This is a genomic window from Streptomyces sp. NPDC027185, from assembly GCF_055567035.1.
On record NZ_JBVHRF010000001.1, the window covers coordinates 1,226,980 to 1,245,264 of the forward strand.

At 73.0% G+C, this 18,285-nt stretch carries 13 protein-coding genes and 1 rRNA gene; 4 read left to right on the top strand and 10 right to left on the bottom strand.

All coding sequences use genetic code 11. The features are described from left to right. Positions 1–371: 371 nt before the first annotated feature. On the bottom strand, positions 372–866 hold the full coding sequence (locus ACZ4M8_RS05230; RefSeq protein WP_467603389.1) for a DUF6912 family protein: 495 nt from the start codon (positions 864–866) through the stop codon (positions 372–374). Positions 867–1,181: 315 nt separating this feature from the next. Between ACZ4M8_RS05230 and ACZ4M8_RS05235 the strand changes: the two genes are divergently transcribed. Beyond that, on the top strand, positions 1,182–2,282 hold the full coding sequence (locus ACZ4M8_RS05235) for an Rv3235 family protein (protein ID WP_467603390.1): 1,101 nt from the start codon (positions 1,182–1,184) through the stop codon (positions 2,280–2,282). A 176-nt stretch (positions 2,283–2,458) separates the two neighbouring features. On the opposite strand, the gene secA is transcribed toward ACZ4M8_RS05235, so the two are convergent. Next, positions 2,459–5,284: a preprotein translocase subunit SecA gene (gene secA, locus ACZ4M8_RS05240; protein WP_467603391.1), complete on the bottom strand. Its 2,826-nt coding sequence runs from the start codon at positions 5,282–5,284 to the stop codon at positions 2,459–2,461. Positions 5,285–5,522: 238 nt separating this feature from the next. On the opposite strand from secA, the gene ACZ4M8_RS05245 reads away from it, so the two are divergent. Both ACZ4M8_RS05245 and ACZ4M8_RS05250 read left to right on the top strand, forming a co-directional pair. Next, complete coding sequence (locus ACZ4M8_RS05245; RefSeq protein WP_467603393.1) at positions 5,523–6,125, top strand: GNAT family N-acetyltransferase; 603 nt, start codon at positions 5,523–5,525, stop codon at positions 6,123–6,125. 151 nt (positions 6,126–6,276) lie between these two features. Then, positions 6,277–7,461 (top strand): winged helix-turn-helix domain-containing protein, encoded by a 1,185-nt coding sequence (locus ACZ4M8_RS05250; protein WP_467603394.1) that lies wholly within the window; start codon positions 6,277–6,279, stop codon positions 7,459–7,461. 96 nt (positions 7,462–7,557) lie between these two features. On the opposite strand, the gene ACZ4M8_RS05255 is transcribed toward ACZ4M8_RS05250, so the two are convergent. The 7 genes from ACZ4M8_RS05255 to mtnA all read right to left on the bottom strand — a co-directional run bounded on the left by ACZ4M8_RS05255 (position 7,558) and on the right by mtnA (position 16,126). Further along, positions 7,558–8,313 carry a response regulator gene (locus ACZ4M8_RS05255; protein ID WP_467603395.1) on the bottom strand — a complete coding sequence of 252 codons (756 nt, stop codon included), beginning with the start codon at positions 8,311–8,313 and terminating at the stop codon, positions 7,558–7,560. Between the two features lie 224 nt (positions 8,314–8,537). Continuing rightward, positions 8,538–9,230, bottom strand: a complete 693-nt coding sequence (gene hpf, locus ACZ4M8_RS05260) for a ribosome hibernation-promoting factor, HPF/YfiA family (RefSeq protein ID WP_467603488.1) — start codon at positions 9,228–9,230, stop codon at positions 8,538–8,540. A gap of 252 nt (positions 9,231–9,482) precedes the next feature. After that, positions 9,483–10,268: a ComF family protein gene (locus tag ACZ4M8_RS05265; RefSeq protein ID WP_467603397.1), complete on the bottom strand. Its 786-nt coding sequence runs from the start codon at positions 10,266–10,268 to the stop codon at positions 9,483–9,485. An 88-nt stretch (positions 10,269–10,356) separates the two neighbouring features. Continuing rightward, on the bottom strand, positions 10,357–12,273 hold the full coding sequence (locus ACZ4M8_RS05270; RefSeq protein WP_467603398.1) for an LpqB family beta-propeller domain-containing protein: 1,917 nt from the start codon (positions 12,271–12,273) through the stop codon (positions 10,357–10,359). After that, complete coding sequence (gene mtrB / locus ACZ4M8_RS05275; protein ID WP_467603399.1) at positions 12,263–14,302, bottom strand: MtrAB system histidine kinase MtrB; 2,040 nt, start codon at positions 14,300–14,302, stop codon at positions 12,263–12,265. Before mtrB ends, ACZ4M8_RS05270 begins: the two co-directional genes overlap by 11 nt. A gap of 1 nt (position 14,303) precedes the next feature. Next, on the bottom strand, positions 14,304–14,981 hold the full coding sequence (gene mtrA / locus ACZ4M8_RS05280) for a two-component system response regulator MtrA (protein ID WP_004000747.1): 678 nt from the start codon (positions 14,979–14,981) through the stop codon (positions 14,304–14,306). After that, positions 14,978–16,126 (bottom strand): S-methyl-5-thioribose-1-phosphate isomerase, encoded by a 1,149-nt coding sequence (mtnA, locus tag ACZ4M8_RS05285; protein ID WP_467603401.1) that lies wholly within the window; start codon positions 16,124–16,126, stop codon positions 14,978–14,980. Before mtnA ends, mtrA begins: the two co-directional genes overlap by 4 nt. Positions 16,127–16,278: 152 nt before the next feature. On the opposite strand from mtnA, the gene ACZ4M8_RS05290 reads away from it, so the two are divergent. Continuing rightward, on the top strand, positions 16,279–17,565 hold the full coding sequence (locus ACZ4M8_RS05290; protein WP_467603402.1) for a DUF7847 domain-containing protein: 1,287 nt from the start codon (positions 16,279–16,281) through the stop codon (positions 17,563–17,565). Positions 17,566–18,021: 456 nt separating this feature from the next. Here ACZ4M8_RS05290 and rrf read toward each other — a convergent pair. Continuing rightward, positions 18,022–18,138 (bottom strand): 5S ribosomal RNA (gene rrf, locus ACZ4M8_RS05295). Positions 18,139–18,285: the final 147 nt, after the last annotated feature.

The following is an 18,285-nucleotide window of genomic DNA, read 5'->3' on the forward strand; positions in this document are numbered from 1 at the left end:
CACCACTGACAACGCCCCTCGCCCCGCCCCCGCCCCGGAAGCGCACGCCGGGCGCGACGCCTCACAGCCGGGGCGCGGACCGCGGATGCGGACGGCAGGAACGGCCATTGCGGACGGCGGGCGCTCCGGCGGCAGGACCGGGCCGGCAGCCGGGATCGGGTAGACCCGGCGACGCGGGCCGACGCCCCGGCAGCGCCCCCGACGGCCGGGGCTCGGGCGGGCCCGGCGGCGCAGCGCTCCCCGGTGTCCAGACCGGACCAGCCCCAGCGGCACGGACCGATGGCGGGCCCCGGGCGGACCCGGCGGCGCAGCCCGGCGGCAGGACCTGGCGCGTGTGCGGCCCGCGGCCCCGTCGGCGTGCCCCGCCCGGTTCAGCCCAGCAGGCCCGGGATCTCCTGCACGCCGAACCACATCAGGTCGTGGTCCTCGGCGCCCTCGACGGTCCGCCGCGCTGCGGTGTCGCCCCCGTCGGCGGCGGCCAGCGCGTCCGCGGCGGCCGCGACGGCCTGCTCCGCGTCGGCGGCGTCCACATGGACCGCGGCCGCCTTCTTCATCGGCACCGGACCGCTGACCCGCACCGCGGCGGGGTCCTCCGCGGCATCGGGCGCGGCCGTCACGGCGGCGTCCGGTACGTCCGCGGCCACCACCACCCGCCGCCGGGCGGCGTCCGGCGCCGCGGCGAGCTGCCGCAGCGACGCCTGGGCCGCCTGGCCCAGCGCCGTGTACTCCAGTTCCTCGATGTCGTCGGAGATCCACTCCCGCAGCGCCGGGGTGACGGCGTACGCGTCCAGCGTGCCGGGGCCCAGCTCCCCCTTGCCGTGTGCCTCGGCGAGCCCGGGAAGGGTCAGGGGAACGTAGACGCGCATGACGGCCGCTTTCACTCAATTCACGCAATTTCATCGAGCCCGGAGAGGTGCCCGGCGCCCGGGAGGGCGCCAGCCAGCATACGGGCGCGCGTCCCCTTTCGAGGGGCGCCCCCACAGCCCGGACGACACCGTTCCGCCCCGCCCGGACCCCCTTCCCGAGGCTTGTTCACGCCTCCGCCACCCGGAACGGTGAACTTTCCGGAGCCCCTCCCGCCGCGGCCGGCGCGTTGCCCGCGCCCCGCTCCGTCGGTAGAAGAGCCCCACCGAAGCTACTGCCCGGTAAGAAACCGGGCCCGGCAGAACGGGGGCGACCGCATGACCAGCACCACGACCACCGGCCCGATCCGCACCACCGCACCACCGCGGCCCGTACCGGGCCCCGCACCGCGGCCCACTCCGCCCGGTGCCCGTCCCGACGGCTTACCGCCCGTCCCCCACCCCCGCCAGGCGACGGACTCCGGCGCCGCCTCCGCACCACACCCCGGCAGCGCCCGGAACGCCGCCCACCGCACACCCTCCGGCGCCCCGGCCTCCGGCCCCTCCGGCACGACCGCCCGCCAGGCCCGAGCCGCCGCCGTCGCGGCCTCCTCCGACGGCACCCCACCCGCCCGTACCGCCCCCGGGGCGGACACCCCGCCGCCCGGCGCCCCGGGCGGCGCCCCGCCCCGCTCCCCCGCGGGCCGCAGGCCACCGGGCCGCCCCGGAGGTTCCCGACCCGGCGCGGGCCCCCGAGGGCGCGCCGGCACCCGGCCCACCGGCCGCGCGGGCTCGGCGCCGGCAAGCCGCACGGGCACCGGCCCCTCCGGCGGCGCCCGCCCGGTACAGACCCCTCCCGTAAGCCCGGCGCCACCCTCCCGCACGGGCCGGGCCGACCTCACGGCCTCGGCGCCGACCGGCCACGCGGACGCGGCGCCGGCCGACCGCACGGTCCCGGCCCCGCCTCCCGGACGCGCCCTCCCGGGGCGCTCCCTGAGCGCTGCGGCCGCGGTCAGCAGGAGGGCGGCCGGAGGTGCCGCGCTGCCGTCGCCCGGCGCGCGGCGGCACGCCCAGGAGCACCGGCCGCACCAGTGGTTCGCCCGGCAGCTGCTGCGCACCCTCACCGGCGAGCTGCCCGTCCACGCCCTCCTCGGCCACGCACTGCCCGCCGCGTACGACCGGCTGATCGAGCTGGCGCCGCTCACCCCGCTACGGCCCCGGAGCGGCGCCGGGGCACGGCCGTTCGACGTGCCGACCGTCCGGGAATGCGGGCTGAGCAGGCCGCGGGACGGTGTCATCGAGGCGTTCGCCCGGATCGCCCACGGTGAGCGGCTGCGCGCCCTCGCCTTCCGGCTGGAGCTGGGCGCCGACGCCCGCTGGCGCTGCGCCGCCCTGGACATCGGCCCGACCCCGGCCGGCTGGGGCACCGGCCTGGGCTGACCCGCCCGCCGCCGACCGCTCGGCCATCCGCCGGTGCCCGCACCGGGCCCGTACGCGACGACCGCACACGGGCACCGCCCGCGACCGGCGCCCGCCCGTCCCCGTGAGGCTCCGGCCCACGGACGACGGCGGGGCCCCGGGAACATGCTCCCGGGGCCCCGCCGTCACGGCTCAGCTCACTTCTTGCGGCGCCGGCCGCCCTTCTGGGCCTTGCGGCGCTCCGCGCGGGTCAGGCCGTCCGACTCCGAGCGGGCCGGAGCGTCGTCGTCGCTGGTGAAGTCGCCCTCGATGACGCCGCCCTCACCGTCGACCGTCGGCGCCGAGAAGTGCAGCCGGTCCGGCCGCTGCGGCGCCTCCAGGCCCTTGGCGTGGATCTCGGGACGGCCCGCACCGGCGGGCACCGCCTCCGGGGCCTCCTTCTCCAGGGACAGCGCCTCGGCGCCCTCCTCCACCGGGACCTCCTCGACCTGCTGCTCCACCTGGACCTCCAGGTTGAACAGGTAGCCGACGGACTCCTCCTTGATGCCCTCCATCATGGCGGTGAACATGTCGAAGCCCTCGCGCTGGTACTCGACCAGCGGGTCCTTCTGGGCCATCGCCCGCAGGCCGATGCCCTCCTGGAGGTAGTCCATCTCGTAGAGGTGCTCACGCCACTTGCGGTCCAGGACGGAGAGGACCACGCGGCGCTCCAGCTCCCGCATGACGTCGGAGCCGAGCTGCTCCTCACGGGCGGCGTACTGCTGGGCGATGTCGTCCTTGATCGCCTCGGCGATGAAGTCGGAGGTGATCCCGGCGCGGTCGCCGACCTCGTCCTCCAGCTCCTCGACGGTGACCTTCACCGGGTAGAGCTGCTTGAACGCGCCCCACAGGCGGTCCAGGTCCCACTCCTCCGCGAAGCCCTCGACCGTCTCCGCCTGGATGTAGGCGTCGATGGTGTCGTCCATGAAGTGCTTGATCTGCTCCTGGAGGTCCTCGCCCTCCAGAACGCGGCGGCGCTCGCCGTAGATGACCTCACGCTGGCGGTTGAGCACCTCGTCGTACTTCAGGACGTTCTTCCGCGTCTCGAAGTTCTGCTGCTCGACCTGCGACTGGGCGGAGGCGATGGCCCGGGTGACCATCTTGTTCTCGATCGGGACGTCGTCGGGAACGTTGGCCATGGCCATGACGCGCTCGACCATCTGGGCCTTGAACAGCCGCATCAGGTCGTCACCGAGGGAGAGGTAGAAACGGGACTCGCCCGGGTCGCCCTGACGGCCGGAGCGGCCGCGCAGCTGGTTGTCGATCCGGCGCGACTCGTGTCGCTCGGTGCCCAGGACGTAGAGCCCGCCCAGTTCCTTGACCTCCTCGAACTCCGCCTTCACCGCCGCCTCGGCGCGCTCCAGCGCGTCCGGCAGGGCGGCCGCCCACTCCTCGACGTGCTCGACCGGGTCGAGGCCGCGCTGGCGCAGCTCGGCCTCGGCGAGATCGTCCGGGTTGCCGCCGAGCTTGATGTCGGTACCGCGGCCGGCCATGTTCGTGGCGACCGTCACGGCGCCCTTGCGGCCGGCCTGGGCGACGATCGACGCCTCCCGCTCGTGGTGCTTGGCGTTCAGCACCTCGTGGTCGACGCCGCGCTTCTTGAGCTGCTGCGAGAGGTACTCGGACTTCTCGACGGACGTCGTGCCGACCAGGATCGGCTGGCCCTTCGCGTGCTTCTCGACGATGTCGTCGACCACCGCGTCGAACTTCGCGGGCTCGGTGCGGTAGATCAGGTCGGCCTGGTCCAGCCGCTGCATGGGGCGGTTGGTCGGGATCGGGACGACACCGAGCTTGTAGATCTGGTGGAACTCGGCGGCCTCGGTCATCGCCGTACCGGTCATACCGGAGAGCTTGTTGTAGAGGCGGAAGAAGTTCTGGAGGGTGATCGTGGCGAGGGTCTGGTTCTCGTCCTTGATCTCCACCCCTTCCTTCGCCTCGATCGCCTGGTGCATGCCCTCGTTGTAGCGGCGGCCGGCGAGGATACGGCCGGTGTGCTCGTCGACGATCATGACCTCGCCGTCGATGACGACGTAGTCCTTGTCGTTCTTGAACAGTTCCTTGGCCTTGATGGCGTTGTTGAGGTAGCCGACCAGCGGGGTGTTCACCGACTCGTAGAGGTTGTCGATGCCCAGCCAGTCCTCGACCTTGCTGACGCCGGACTCGTGGATGCCGACGGTCCGCTTCTTCTCGTCGACGTCGTAGTCGCCGGTCTCCTCGATACCGCGCTGCGGGTTGGCCGCCTCGCCCTTCTTCAGACGGCGCACCAACTTGGCGAAGTCGCCGTACCACTTGGTGGCGGAGTCGGCCGGACCGGAGATGATCAGCGGCGTACGGGCCTCGTCGACGAGGATGGAGTCGACCTCGTCGACGATCGCGAAGTTGTGGCCCCGCTGGACGAGTTCATCCTGCGACCAGGCCATGTTGTCGCGGAGGTAGTCGAAGCCGAACTCGTTGTTCGTGCCGTACGTGATGTCGCAGCCGTACTGCTCACGGCGCTGCGCGGGGGTCATGTCGGCGAGGATGCAACCGACCGTCAGGCCCAGGAACTTGTGGACCCGGCCCATCATCTCGGAGTCGCGCTCGGCGAGGTAGTCGTTGACCGTGATGAGGTGGACGCCTTCGCCGGAGAGGGCGTTCAGATACGCCGGGAGGGTGCCGACGAGGGTCTTGCCCTCACCGGTCTTCATCTCGGCGACGTACCCCAGGTGAAGGGCCGCGCCACCCATCAGCTGGACGTCGTAATGGCGCTGGCCGAGCACCCGCTTGGCGGCCTCGCGGACCGTGGCGAACGCCTCGGGCAGCAGGTCGTCGAGGCTCTCGCCGTCCTTGTAGCGCTCCTTGTACTCATCGGTCAGCGCCCGCAGCTCGGCGTCGGAGAGGGCCGCGAAGTCCTCCTCGATGGAGTTGACCTGCCCCGCGATGCGGTGCAGTTTGCGCAGGATCTTTCCTTCGCCTGCACGCATGAGCTTGTTGAAGACGGACACTTGGGCTGGTCTCCTTGCCGGTCGGGCCTGCACTGTCGGGTGCGCGGGCGCGGCATTTTCCAAGGGGCAGGCCCCGCCGCAACGGCCATCGTAAAGGAGGACACCGTCCGGTCGGGAGGTCCGCCGCAGCGAACCCCTCCAGCCCCTCTTCCCATGAACGCGCGAGGCCGCGGGAAGGTGCCGGGCCGGGCCGTGAAATCCCTTCGCAGCGGCGCCCCGGGCACCGGAGAATCCCCCCATGAGACCCGTCACCCTCACCACGGAACGCCTGCTGCTGCGCCCGTTCCGGCCCTCGGACGCCCCCGCGGTGCACGCCGCCTGCCAGGACCCGGACATCCCGCGCTGGACCAGCGTCCCGTCCCCGTACACGCTCCTGGACGCCGAACACTTCACGGGCACGTTCTCGCCGCAGGGCTGGCGCCAGGAGACCGACCTGTCGTTCGCCGTGCTCACCCGGGACGCGCAGGTGCTGGTCGGCGCGGTGGGCCTGGTCCGCCTGGAGCGGCTGCGCACCCCGGAACGCCAGGCCGAGCTGGGGTACTGGACCGCCCGGGAGCAGCGCGGCAAGGGCTACACCGCCGAGGCCGCCGCCGCGGTGGTCCGCTGGGCCTTCCGCGACCTGGGCGTGGAGCGGCTGGAGTGGCGCGCCGAGGCGGGCAACCACGGTTCGTGGGCGGTCGCCCGCCGCACCGGCTTCCGCCGGGAGGGCACCCTCCGCGGCGAGCTGGTGCGCGAGGGCACCCGCCGCGACGTCTGGCTCGGCTCACTCCTCCCCTCGGACCTGCCGGACGCCCCCGGGGAGGACACGCGGCGCACGCCGTATCTGCCGTACGAGGAGTGATCCGGGGCGGTCGGGACCGTGCGGGCGGGCGACGCGCGGCGCCGCACCGCCGCAGGTCCAGATGCCAGGGGGCAGGGCTCCGTCGCTGGTCAGGGGCGCGGGACGGCTCCGGGCCGGGGCGTTGTCAGTGGTCGCCCCTACTCTGTGCGGCATGACCACCGTGACTCGGCAACCACGCTCCGTGACCTCCCTCTCCCGCGACGAGGCGCGGCGGCTGGCCCTGCGCGCCCAGGGCCTGCTCGGGGCGGACGTCCGCCGCGCCGGGGTGCGCGGGCTGCTGCGCCGCCTCGGCTCGGTGCAGCTCGACACGATCTCGGTGCTCGCCCGCTCGCACGAGCTGGTCCCGTACAGCAGACTCGGCGCCCTGCCCCGTACGGAGATCGAGGCCGCCTACTGGAGCGGTGACCGCAGCTTCGAGTACTGGTCGCACGCCGCCTGCATCCTGCCCGTCGAGGAGTGGCCGCTCTTCGCCTTCCGCCGCCGCGCCTACCGCGCCCGCCCGCACTGGCACCACGAGCTGTCCCCCGCCGCCTACGACACCGTCCTCACCCAGCTGCGCGAGCGCGGCCCGCTCACCGCGAGCCAGCTGGGCGGCGCGAAGAACGGCGGCGAGTGGTGGGACTGGAGCGCGTCGAAGGTCGCGGTGGAGCGCGCCCTGATGTACGGCGAGGTGGTCTGCACCCGGCGCAGCGGCTGGAAGCGGGTGTACGACCTCGCCGAGCGCGCCGTACCCGCCCCGCTGCTGGCGGACGAGCTGGCGGACGAGGAGTGCGTGCGCCGGCTGGTGGCGCAGGCGGGCGCCGCGATGGGCGTCGCCACCCGCGCCGACCTCGCGGACTACCACCGCCTCAAGACGGCGCAGGTCGACGCCGTGCTGGACGGCTCCGGTCTGGTGCCGGTCGAGGTCGAGGGCTGGTCCAAGCCCGCCTGGGCCGACCCGGCGGCGCTCGCGGCGCCGCCCCGCGGCCGGCACCGTACGACGCTGCTCTCCCCGTTCGACTCCCTCATCTGGGACCGCCCGCGCACCGAGCGGATCTTCGGCTTCACCCACCGCTTGGAGGCGTACGTCCCGCGCCCGAAGCGGATACACGGCTACTTCGCGATGCCGCTGCTGTCCGGGGGCCGCCTGATCGGCCGGGTCGATCCGGCCCGCGAGGGCACCACGCTCGTCGCCCGCCAGGTGTCGATGGACGGCCCGAAGGCGGTCGGCCCGATGGCCCAGGCGCTGTACGAGGCGGCGGGCTGGGTGGGGTGCGACACCGTCCGGGTGGCGCGCTGCGACGACGCGGCGCTGGCCGCCGCGCTGGACCGGGAGCTGACCCGCCTCGGCGGCTGAGCGGGAGGTGCGGGGCGCGGCCTGCCGGACACCGTCACGCCGGGCGGCCCCGCGCCGCCCCCGAGCAGGAGCGACGAGCGGCGGGAGGTCGGGCCCTCACCGGATTTCGAGGATCTTCTCCCGCATCGCGTAGACCACCGCTTCCATCCGGGAGTGCAGCTGCAGCTTCTCCAGGATGTTGCGGACGTGGTTCTTCACGGTGTTCTCGGAGATGAAGAGTTCCTTGGCGATGTCGCGGTTGTTCCTGCCGGTGGCGACGAGCTTGAGGACCTCCAGCTCCCGGTCGGTGAGGCGGGGCGCGGGCACCAGCCGCCGCTCGTCCGTCCGCTGGATCATCGACTTGAACTCGGTCAGCAGCTTGGCGGCCATCGAGGGACTGATCTGCGACTGTCCGTCCGCGACGGCCCGGATGGCGGTCGCCACCTCGTCCGTGGAGATCTCCTTGAGCAGATATCCCGTGGCCCCGGCCTTGATCGCCTCGTAGAGGTCGGCCTCCTCGTCGCTGATCGTCAGCATGATGATCTTCGCGCTGGGGGCCACCTCCTTGATCGCGGTGCACGCCTCGATCCCGCCGCGCCGGGGCATCCGTACGTCCATCAGCACGATGTCGGGCAGCAGATCGGCGGCTTTTTCGACCGCCTCGCTGCCGTCCCCGGCCTCGCCGACGACCTGGATGTCCTCCTCCTGGGCCAGCACGATCTCCAGCCCCCGCCGGAAGAGCGCGTGGTCGTCCACCACCAGAACCCGGATCGGCTCCCCGCGGGACGGATCCCCGCCCCTTCCGAACCCGTCACCGGCGCCGCTCCCGCCGTCGCCCGCGTCGCCGCGCACGGGTCCGAAGCTGTCCCCCATCGTTCCTCCCCGTCAGCTGCCCGGCCCGACGGCCAGAGCTTGGACACAAGGCTGGTTGACAACGGCCCCCGCGGCCAGCCCGATCAACGCCATACGGCCGCTCCCCGGCACCCCCAGGTGCCCCTGCGCCATGGCCCGGCACCAACTCTATACGGCCTCAACTCCTCCTCCTTGCAGGCACGATGGTGCCCCGGGCGCACGCCCGGGGCACCATGAGGATGAGGTCAGCCGCCGAGTGCGCCCCCCGCGCCCCCGGCCCCTTCCTCCCCGAACGAATCGGGGTTCAGGTGGATGACGCCGTAGTCGTAGCCGTGCCGCCGGTAGACGACACTGGGCTGCTTCGTCTCGGCGTCGACGAAGAGATAGAAGTCGTGACCGACCAACTCCATCTCGTAGAGCGCCTGGTCGAGCGCCATGGGCGCCGCGGAGTGGGTCTTCTCCCGGACGACCAGCGGACCGTCCCCCTGGACGTCCAGGGACGCCACCTTCTTGGTGGGCACCTTCTCCTCGGACACCACGTCCGCGGCGAGCTCTCCGTTGGGCTTCAGGCTCGCGGCGTCGGGGACGCTCACCGCGACATCGCTGGCCGGGATCCGGCCGCTGCCCCGGCGGGAGAAGCGCTTGTCGTGCTGCTTGCGCAGCCGTGCCTCCAGCTTCGCGGTGGCCAGATCCAGCGCGGCGTACGGATCACCGGCCGCCGCCTCGGCCCGCACCACCGGGCCTCGGGAGCGAAGGGTGATCTCCACCCGGTCGGAACGGTCGGCCTGCCGCGGGTTCGGCTCCTTGGACACTTCGACGTCCAGGCTGATCACCTTGCCGTCGAGCTTCTGGACCTTATCCAGCTTCAGCTTCTCGGCCACGTGCTTGCGGAACCGCTCGGGCACCTCGGTCTTGCGGCCCTTGACGACGATGTCCACGCAGAACTCCGTTCCCGGATCGCTCCGCCCGAAGGACGGCGCGATTCCTTCTTGCACCAGGCTCCGGTGAGTGCCGAAGCCTCGGACTTGGCGACTTTCACCTCCTCCTCCCCCGGGGACGGGCTCTCCACTCTCCTGATTTCAGGGTCGCTGCAAACGGCCTCATATGCACCCAGCACGACAAACGAGGCAAAGCGTCCGCCAAGTCCTCACAACCGAACATAGCTCTCTCCGGCCTCTGTCGGCACCCCCTCACGGCCACCAGCTGCGTTCGAGTGGTTTTCCCTCCCCCACCTGGAACGTCCCTGACCGGGCCGCGGTCGCCGGCCGTACGGCGAACGACGGCCCCGGGGCGGCCACCACCGCCGCTCCCAGCACCCGGCACCCCGCGGCCGCCACCGCCCGCCGCGCCTCGGCGAGCGTCGCCCCCGTGGTCACCAGGTCGTCCACCAGCACCACCGGCCCCGCCACCGGCCCGGGACCACCGCCCCGCACCTCCAGGGCACCGGCGATGTTGGCCAGCCGCTCCCGGGCGCCCAGACCCGCCTGGTCCGCCACCGGCCCGCGCTGCGCCAGCCCGGCCCACACCCGCGCCGGCCTGCCCGTACCCCGCAGCTCACGGGCGGCCGCGTACGCCAGCCGCCGGACCGGGTCGTGCCCGCGCCCGGCCACCGCCCGCCGCGCGGACGGCACCGGGACCAGCACCACAGGACCCGCCCGCGGGCCCACGCCGCCCTGCCGCCCGCACAGCCCCCGTACCGCGCCTGCCAGCGCCGCCCCGAGCGGCCCGGCCAGCCGGAGGGCGCCCCGCTCCTTGTGCGCGAGCAGCGCCGCCCGCACCTCCTCCGCGTAGACCGCGCCCGCCCACACCTCGGGCAGCCCGGCGGGCGGCGGGTCCGGGCGCACCCGGGCCGCGCCGCGCCCACCGCGCGCCAGCTTCCGGCGGCACGGCCCGCACAACTCCGTACGCGGCCGTCCGCACCCGGCACATTCGACCGGCAGCATCAGCCCGGCCAGCTCTCGCCACATCCCCCGCATGACTCCACTGTCACGCGCGGGGCGGCCCCTCACCAGCCCTGTGGAAAACCCCTCCGGCGCGCCGGTCCCCGGCCGCGTAGCCGCGCACTCACCCCGGGTAGACCGGCGCCGTACCGTCCTTCGCCACGGTCTTCCAATTGGCGTCCGGCGGCAACCGGACGATGCCGTCGACCGCGTCGGCGATCAGCGGACGGGTCTCGTCCTCGGACGCCGCCACCGCCTTGACGCCTGTGACGCCCGGCAGGCTCGGCACGTTCGACGCGGATCCGTCGGTCTCCATGAACTGCATCTGCTGCACGCCGCCGGACTCCCGGCCCACGACCACCAGCCGGCTGCCGCCCGCCCAGGACGCCGCGACCACGTCCTCCAGCTGCGGTGCGATCGGCCGCAGCTCCTCGACCGACAACAGCGGATGCGCCGACGAACCGCCCCGCTCCACCCGGCCGAGCTGCAACGTCGTCCGCCCGCCGTCCTCCACGAGGACCGCGATCCGGATGCCGTCGGCGGCCATCCGGATCGCCTTTATCCGCCGGTCACCGAGGCCGGGCACCGCCACCTGCTCCGGATCGCCCTTGCCCTCCCGCATCCGCAGCAGCCGCGACCCGCGCTCGGTGCGCTCGGCGATCCACAGATCCCCCAGGCCGTCCCAACTCGGCGCGGTCAGACCATCCTTGACGGCGCTGGTCAGCATCGGGCCGCCCCGCTCCGTACCGTCCTGGAGCGCGGCGACGTACAGCGACCTGCCGTCGGTCGACACACCGGCGGCGGTGCGCTCGTCCCGGGCGACGGCGACCGAGCCGAGCGGCGTCCGGCCCGTCCCGAACGGACCGCGCACCGGCGACGCCTCGGTCGCCGCGTCCGACAGCGCGACGAGCCGGTGCTCGGCGTCGAGGTAGTACTCGTCCGCCGGCCCGCCGGACTGCTGCTGGGGCGCGAAGTCCCGCTCCGCCCGGCTCTGGCTCAGGACGCACAGCGAGTCGCCGGCGGGGCCCTGCAGCTCCACCTCGCTGATCTTCGACGCCCGCGTCATGTCCTGGACGGTGAAGAACATCTGAGCCGCCATCCGCCGGCACTGCCCGGTGTCCGTGCTCACCGCCTCCTTGCTGAGCTTCACCCGCAGTGCGTTGGAGTCGTCGAGCGCCAGGGTGCGGCTGGCCAGCCGGGTACGGGAGGGGAACTCCGAGACGGTGACCTGATTCAGCCAGTTCGTCGGCCCGTCCAGCAGCGCCTGCACGCTCGCCGTGATCGGGTCTATCCGCCGCCGCAGATAGACCGGATCGGCGACCAGGACGTTACGGCGCGCCTTGGGCTCCTGCGACTCCGTCTTGTAGGACGCGAAGTAGAACTTGTTGACGGACTGGTAGATGCGCTGGAAGTCGGACTGCCCCAGCACCAGCCCGTTGGGCAGCCGGTCGATCCGCCACTGCCCCTTCTCCTTGATGAGGTGGATCGTGCGGTGGTACGGCTTCTCCTCCGGTGTGTACGCGTGTCCGGCGTCCACCGTGGCGACCTGACTGCCCGACAGCGTGACGGTGTATCCGTCGCGGTCGCCCCGGACCTGCGGCCCGCTCTCCGGCTTGGGCCGCTCCTGGAGCACGTTGGTCACCAGGAACGGCCGCCACGTCCGCCGCGCCGACTGCGCCAGATACTGCGTCGCCGTCCGGAAATCCGCCTCGTCGCTGGTGGTCGCGTCGAGGAAGCTGCGGACGATGTTGGTCGGCTGCGCACCGTCCTGCGGCGGTACGCCGTACACCCGCACCTGCGAATCACCGTCGGCGCGCGGCGACGGATCGACCGCCTTGACGTCCCCGCTCTCCGGCATCGAGGCACACCCGGCCAGCAGGAGCGCCGCACTGCCCAGCACCGCCACGCCCCGGACACCCCTGCGGCCCCTGGCGGCCCGGGGGCGCGACGCCTCGGCATCCGTCCCGCCCGGCCCCGCGGCCGCGCCCCGGCGCACCGGGGAGACCGCAGCCCCCCGCCGTCGTCCCTGCTCAGCGCTCACCCAGCTCACCTTCCCGGTCCCCGCCACGGCCGTTTCCGGCCGCCTCACCGGGGGCCGCCTCACCGGCGCGCGACGGCGCCCCGCGCGCCGCCTTCTCGTCCCGTACGCCCTCCGCCGACGCACCGCGTCCGGTGGGCCCGGCGGGCAGCGCCGCCCGGGACACCGCCGGCAGGGCCGCCGGGGTACGCCCGCCGGGCCACCGGGCCGCGGCAGCCGCCGCGCGGTTGCGCCGCGAGTCCTCCGGCTCCAGCGGGATCGGCGAGCCCCGCAGCGGCTCACCCGCCGTACGCGGCAGGGTCAGCCGGAACTGCGAACCGCCACCGGGCTCGCCCCACGCCTGGAGCCACCCGCCGTGCAGCCGGGCGTCCTCGACGGCGATCGACAGGCCCAGCCCCGTACCGCCCGTCGTCCGCGCCCGCGCCGGATCCGCCCGCCAGAAACGGTTGAACACCCGGGCCGCCTCGCCCGGCTTCAGCCCCACGCCGTAGTCGCGCACCGCCACCGCCACCGCGCCGCCACGGGGCCCGCCGGCCGACGCCAGCCGCACCACCACGTCCCGGCCCTCACCGTGCTCGACGGCGTTGACGACGAGATTGCGCAGCACCCGCTCCACCCGCCGGGAGTCCGCCTCGGCGATCACCGGCTGCTCCGCGCCACGCACCACGATGCGCGTCCCGGTCCGCTCGGCCAGCGGCTCGGCGCCCTCGATGACGCGCTGCACCACGTCCCGCAGATCGACCGGCCCGGCCTCCAGCGCCGCCGCGCCGGCGTCGAACCGGCTGATCTCCAGCAGCTCGGCCAGCAGCGACTCGAAACGGTCCAGCTGCCCGCGCAGCAGCTCCGCCGAGCGCTTCGTCGCCGGGTCGAAGTCCTCGCGCGCCTCGTGAATGATGTCCGCCGCCATCCGGACCGTCGTCAGCGGCGTCCGCAGCTCGTGCGAGACGTCCGAGACGAAGCGGCGCTGCATCCGGGACAACTCCTCCAGCTGCTGGATCTTGAGCTGGAGGTTCTGCGCCATCTTGTTGAACGATTCACCCAGACGAGCGATGTCGTCCTCACCGGTGACCTTCATCCGCTCCTGGAGCAGCCCGGCGGCCAGCCGCTCGGAGATCCCCGCGGCCATCCGCACCGGCGTGACGACCTGCCGCACGACGAGCCAGGCGATCGCGCCGAGCAGGATCACGACGAACACCCCGGCCGTCGCCAACGTGCCCGTCACCAGCTTCAGCGTCTCCGCCTCCTGCGTGAACGGGAAGAGGTAGTAGAGCTGGAACTGGTTGCCATTCACATCGTTGAGCCGCTTACCGATGATCAGCGCAGGCAGCCCCTCGTCCGAACCGACCCGCTTGATCTGCGTGTACTGCCGGAACGTACCCGCCCGCGCGTCCAGCTTCCGCCGCAGATCCGGCGGGACGCTCGCCTCCGGATCGACGTCCCCGGAGGCGCGCGGCCCCCGGGTGCCACGGCTGGCATCACCGAACGGCTCGTCGGAGTCCGAGCTGAGCGCCACGACGGAGAACACGCCCTGACCGCCACTGGCCAACTGCTCGACCAGGCCGGTCAGCCAGGTCGCGGAGTCCTGGGTGCCGCGCCCGGAGCGCGCGGCGTCGTCGCCGGTGGCGCCGGTGCCCGCACCGGCGCCGTCGGCGAGCTTCTGCGCCACCCCGAAACCGCCCGCCGCCTGGCTCTGCGCCGCCTGCGCCTTCGCGGTGAGCAGCCCGTTACGGACCTGCCCGACCACGACCACACCGAGCAGCAACACCACGACCAGCGACATCAGCAACGTCGAGGCGACGACCCGCAGCTGGATGTTGCGCCGCCACAGCCGCAGCGCCGGCAGCAACGGCCGCCGCACCCACCGGCTGAACAGCCGCAGCAACGGATGCACCGGACCGCTGACCGCACCGTCCGGCAGCAACTGCCCGCCCCGCAGCAACCGCGCGACCACCCGCGCCGACAGGGACGTTCCGCGTACCGGGTCGGTGGAACGCCCCCGCTTCTCCTCCGGGGCCGCACCGGTCCGGCTCATATCAGCTGGGCCCGGCCTTGTAGCCGACGCCGCGCACGGTCACCACGATCTCGGGCCGCTCGGGATCCTTCTCCACCTTCGAGCGCAGCCGCTGCACATGGACGTTGACGAGCCGGGTGTCGGCGGCGTGACGGTAGCCCCACACCTGCTCCAGCAGCACCTCACGGGTGAACACCTGCCACGGCTTACGGGCCAGCGCCACCAGCAGGTCGAACTCCAGCGGCGTCAGCGCGATCGACTGGCCGTCCCGCTTCACCGAGTGCCCGGCGACATCGATGACCAGGTCACCGATGGCCAGCTGCTCGGGCGCCGGCTCCTCCGATCGCCGCAGCCTGGCCCGTATCCGGGCGACCAGCTCCTTCGGCTTGAACGGCTTGACGATGTAGTCGTCCGCCCCCGATTCGAGGCCGACCACCACATCCACGGTGTCGCTCTTGGCCGTCAGCATCACGATCGGCACCCCGGACTCGGCCCGGATCAGCCGGCACACCTCGATGCCGTCCCGCCCGGGAAGCATCAGATCGAGCAGCACAAGATCGGGTTTGCTCTCGCGGAAGGCGGCGAGCGCCTTGTCACCGTCCGCCACGAACGACGGTTCAAAGCCTTCGCCGCGCAGCACGATGCCGAGCATCTCTGCCAGTGCGGTGTCGTCGTCGACGACGAGGACGCGTCCCTTCATTCGGCCATCATCCCATTACCTGATCGTGACGTACTCCAACGTGACGTGGAACACAGCTCGGCGAGCCCGTCCCGGGTCACCGGCGAGACCACCCCCGCCTCCGTGACGATCGCCGTCACCAGCTCCGCCGGCGTCACGTCGAACGCCGGGTTGTACGCCGGCGCCCCCACCGGCGCCACCGGAAGGGACCGCCCGCCCGCCACCGGGAACTCCGTCACCTCACACCCCGGACGCTGCTCCACGACGATGTCCGCACCCGTGGCGGTCGCCGGATCGACGGTGCTCAACGGCGCCACCACCACGAACGGCACCCGGTGGTACCGGGCCAGCACCGCCAGCGGATAGCTGCCCACCTTGTTGGCCACCGAGCCGTCCGCCGCGATCCGGTCCGCCCCGATCAGCACCGCGTCCACCTCCCCCGCCGCGAACAGCGAACCCGCCGCCCCGTCCGCCAGCACCGTGTACGGCATCCCGGCCCGTCCCGCCTCGTACGCGGTCAGCCGCGCGCCCTGGAGCAGCGGCCGGGTCTCGTCCACCCACAGCCGGCGCAGCGCGCCCCGCCGGTGCGCGGCGAGCGCCACCGCCAGCGCGGTGCCCTCCCCGCCGGACACCAGAGCGCCCGTGTTGCAGTGGGTGAGGATCCGGTGCCCGCCCCCGGGCCGCAGCCCGTCCAGGAACGCCAGCCCGTGGCGCGCCATCCGCGCACTGGCGTCGGCGTCCTCGGCGTGCACCGCGCGCGCCTCGGCCAACGCCGCCGCCGCGGCGCCCTCCGCGCCCGTACCGGCGTCCACCGCGGCCCGGTACGCCGCGGCCGCCCGCCGTACTCCGTATCCCAGGTTCACGGCCGTCGGCCGGGCGTGTGCCAGCGCGTCGGCCGCCGCTCCCACGTCGTCACCGCGCGCCGCCGCCAACGCGACGCCGTACGCGCCCGCGATGCCCAGCAACGGCGCACCCCGCACCGCCAGCGTCCGTATCGCCCGCACCAGCTGCGGCACGTCCGCGCAGATCAGCTCGGTCTCCTCGGCGGGCAGCCGGGTCTGGTCGAGCAACACCACGGCAGGGTCGCTGGGCGGCTCCGCCCAGCGCAACGACGGGACGACGGGCGCCACCGCGCCGGTCTCGGGTACTTCAGCACGTTCGGCCATCCGCCCAGTCTGCCGCCGCCGCCCGCCCGAGCAGAACCACCCCCTCCAGGCCACAGCCACGGGGCACCACCTGCCATGACACGATGACTGCCGCCGCGGAAGCCGGTCCCCGGGCCGCCACGGCGGCGGCCGGGAAGCATGAAGGAGCGACGATGAACAACTCTCCGGGCTGGGCCTCGCCCGGATCCGCCCCCTCCGACGAGCCGGACCGCGGCGCCCGGGAGCACCCCGACGGCCCACCGCCCGACGGCCCCGCCACGGAGGAAACGCCGGCTCCCCCGCAGTGGTCGAAACAGCAACCACCCGCCGGTACGTGGTCCACGCCCGCCGGTGTCCCCGGCCCCCGCGGCCGCGCCACCGCAGGTCTCGGTACGGGCGGCCAGGCTCCCGGCGGTCCGCCCTGGGGCGGCAACTGGTCCCCGGTGCCGCCCGCCGCGAAGCCCGGGGTCATCCCGCTGCGCCCGCTGGGCGTGGGGGAGATCCTGGAGGGCGCGCTCTCGATGCTCCGCCTCCACTGGCGCACCGTCCTCGGCATCTCCCTCGTCATCGCCGTGGTGGCGCAGGTCGCCATCACCCTGGTGACGGGCCTGTGGTTCCCGGACACCGGCCGGGCCCCGGTCCTGGAGATCGACTCCACCGAGGCCGTCACCAAGGCGTTCCGCGAGCTGGGCCGGACGGTCCTCGGCAACGGCATCACCGCGCTGATCGGGCTGCTCGCCACGATCCTCGCCACCGGCCTGCTGACCATGATCGTCAGCCGCGCCGTCCTCGGCCGCCCGGTCACCGCCGGGGAGGCATGGCGGGACGCCCGCTCTCAGCTGCCCCGGCTCTGCGGCCTCCTCTTCCTGCTCATGCTGCTGCTCACCGCCGTGATCCTGGTGGCCGCGGTGCCGGGCGGGATCCTCGTGGCGGTCGGCTCCGCACCCGCCGGATTCGCCCTCGCCTCGCTCGGCCTCCTGGCCGGCAGCGCCGCCGCCGTCTGGCTGTGGGTGCGGTTCTGCCTCGCGCCGCCCGCCCTGATGCTGGAGAAGCAGGGCATCGTCGCCTCGATGCGCCGCTCCGCGAAGCTCGTCCGCGGCTCCTGGTGGCGCATCCTCGGCATTCAACTCCTGATGTACCTGCTCGTCGGCATCGTCGAGTTCATCGTCCAGATCCCTCTCACGCTCATCGCCTTCATCATCGACGGTGACAACCTCATGGGCTGGCTGAACGGCACCGCCCCCACCACCGGCTGGACGTTCCTCACCCTCCTGGGCCTCGGCGCCGTCATCGGCTCCACCCTCACCTTCCCGCTCAGCGCGGGCGTGACGGCCCTCCTCTACATGGACCAGCGCATCCGCCGCGAGTCCCTCGACATCGAACTCGCCCGCGCCGCCGGCCTCACCGACTACGACACCCCCACCGTCCCCGCCCAGTCCCCCTCCCCCACGGAGAACTGACCCCGGCACCGGCCGGAAACCCCCTCGCCCGCCCCGTCTCCCCCAGGGAGCCGGGGCGGAGCCATATCCGCTCCCCTATACGCACCGAATTACGCAGATGAACCCGACCTCCCGCACAACCGGTCCAGCCATCCCGCCCAGTCGCTCCTATACGCCCCGAGGCCACAGTGAGAACCGCCCCAACGCCTCCCTCTCAACGCCAAGGGACAGCCCAGGGCCAAAGAACCGCCCTCTCCAGAACCAGCCCCGCACAACGACACACGAGAGCATGCTGGCATTCCCCGGCGTGGAAGGCCAACGAAGGGCCGAGGAGGGCCGCCGCCCCATCACCGGCACAACGCAAAAATGCCCCGGCCCCGCAACCCAAAACTGGCTACGAAGACCGGAGCAATTGGTCTTTTCCCCGAAAATGCGGAAAGCCCCGCACCATAAGATGCAGGGCTTTCCCCAAAAATTGTTCGGCGGCGTCCTACTCTCCCACAGAGTCCCCTCTGCAGTACCATCGGCGCTGAAAGGCTTAGCTTCCGGGTTCGGAATGTAACCGGGCGTTTCCCTAACGCAATGACCACCGAAACACTATGAAGTTAACCAACCCGGCACATCACAGGTCGTTACTTCAGAACCTACACAGTGGACGCGAGCAACTGAGGACAAGCCCTCGGCCTATTAGTACCAGTCAACTCCACACCTTACAGTGCTTCCATATCTGGCCTATCAACC

Excerpts from the sequence above, each read along its gene's own strand:
- ACZ4M8_RS05290 (WP_467603402.1), top strand. The coding sequence starts at position 16,279 with ATGAACAACTCTCCGGGCTGGGCCTCGCCCGGATCCGCCCCCTCCGAC.
- mtrB (WP_467603399.1), bottom strand. The coding sequence starts at position 14,302 with ATGAGCCGGACCGGTGCGGCCCCGGAGGAGAAGCGGGGGCGTTCCACC.
- ACZ4M8_RS05235 (WP_467603390.1), top strand. The coding sequence starts at position 1,182 with ATGACCAGCACCACGACCACCGGCCCGATCCGCACCACCGCACCACCG.
- ACZ4M8_RS05230 (WP_467603389.1), bottom strand. The coding sequence starts at position 866 with ATGCGCGTCTACGTTCCCCTGACCCTTCCCGGGCTCGCCGAGGCACAC.
- ACZ4M8_RS05250 (WP_467603394.1), top strand. The coding sequence starts at position 6,277 with ATGACCACCGTGACTCGGCAACCACGCTCCGTGACCTCCCTCTCCCGC.
- mtnA (WP_467603401.1), bottom strand. The coding sequence starts at position 16,126 with ATGGCCGAACGTGCTGAAGTACCCGAGACCGGCGCGGTGGCGCCCGTC.
- ACZ4M8_RS05255 (WP_467603395.1), bottom strand. The coding sequence starts at position 8,313 with ATGGGGGACAGCTTCGGACCCGTGCGCGGCGACGCGGGCGACGGCGGG.
- mtrA (WP_004000747.1), bottom strand. The coding sequence starts at position 14,981 with ATGAAGGGACGCGTCCTCGTCGTCGACGACGACACCGCACTGGCAGAG.
- ACZ4M8_RS05245 (WP_467603393.1), top strand. The coding sequence starts at position 5,523 with ATGAGACCCGTCACCCTCACCACGGAACGCCTGCTGCTGCGCCCGTTC.
- ACZ4M8_RS05265 (WP_467603397.1), bottom strand. The coding sequence starts at position 10,268 with ATGCGGGGGATGTGGCGAGAGCTGGCCGGGCTGATGCTGCCGGTCGAA.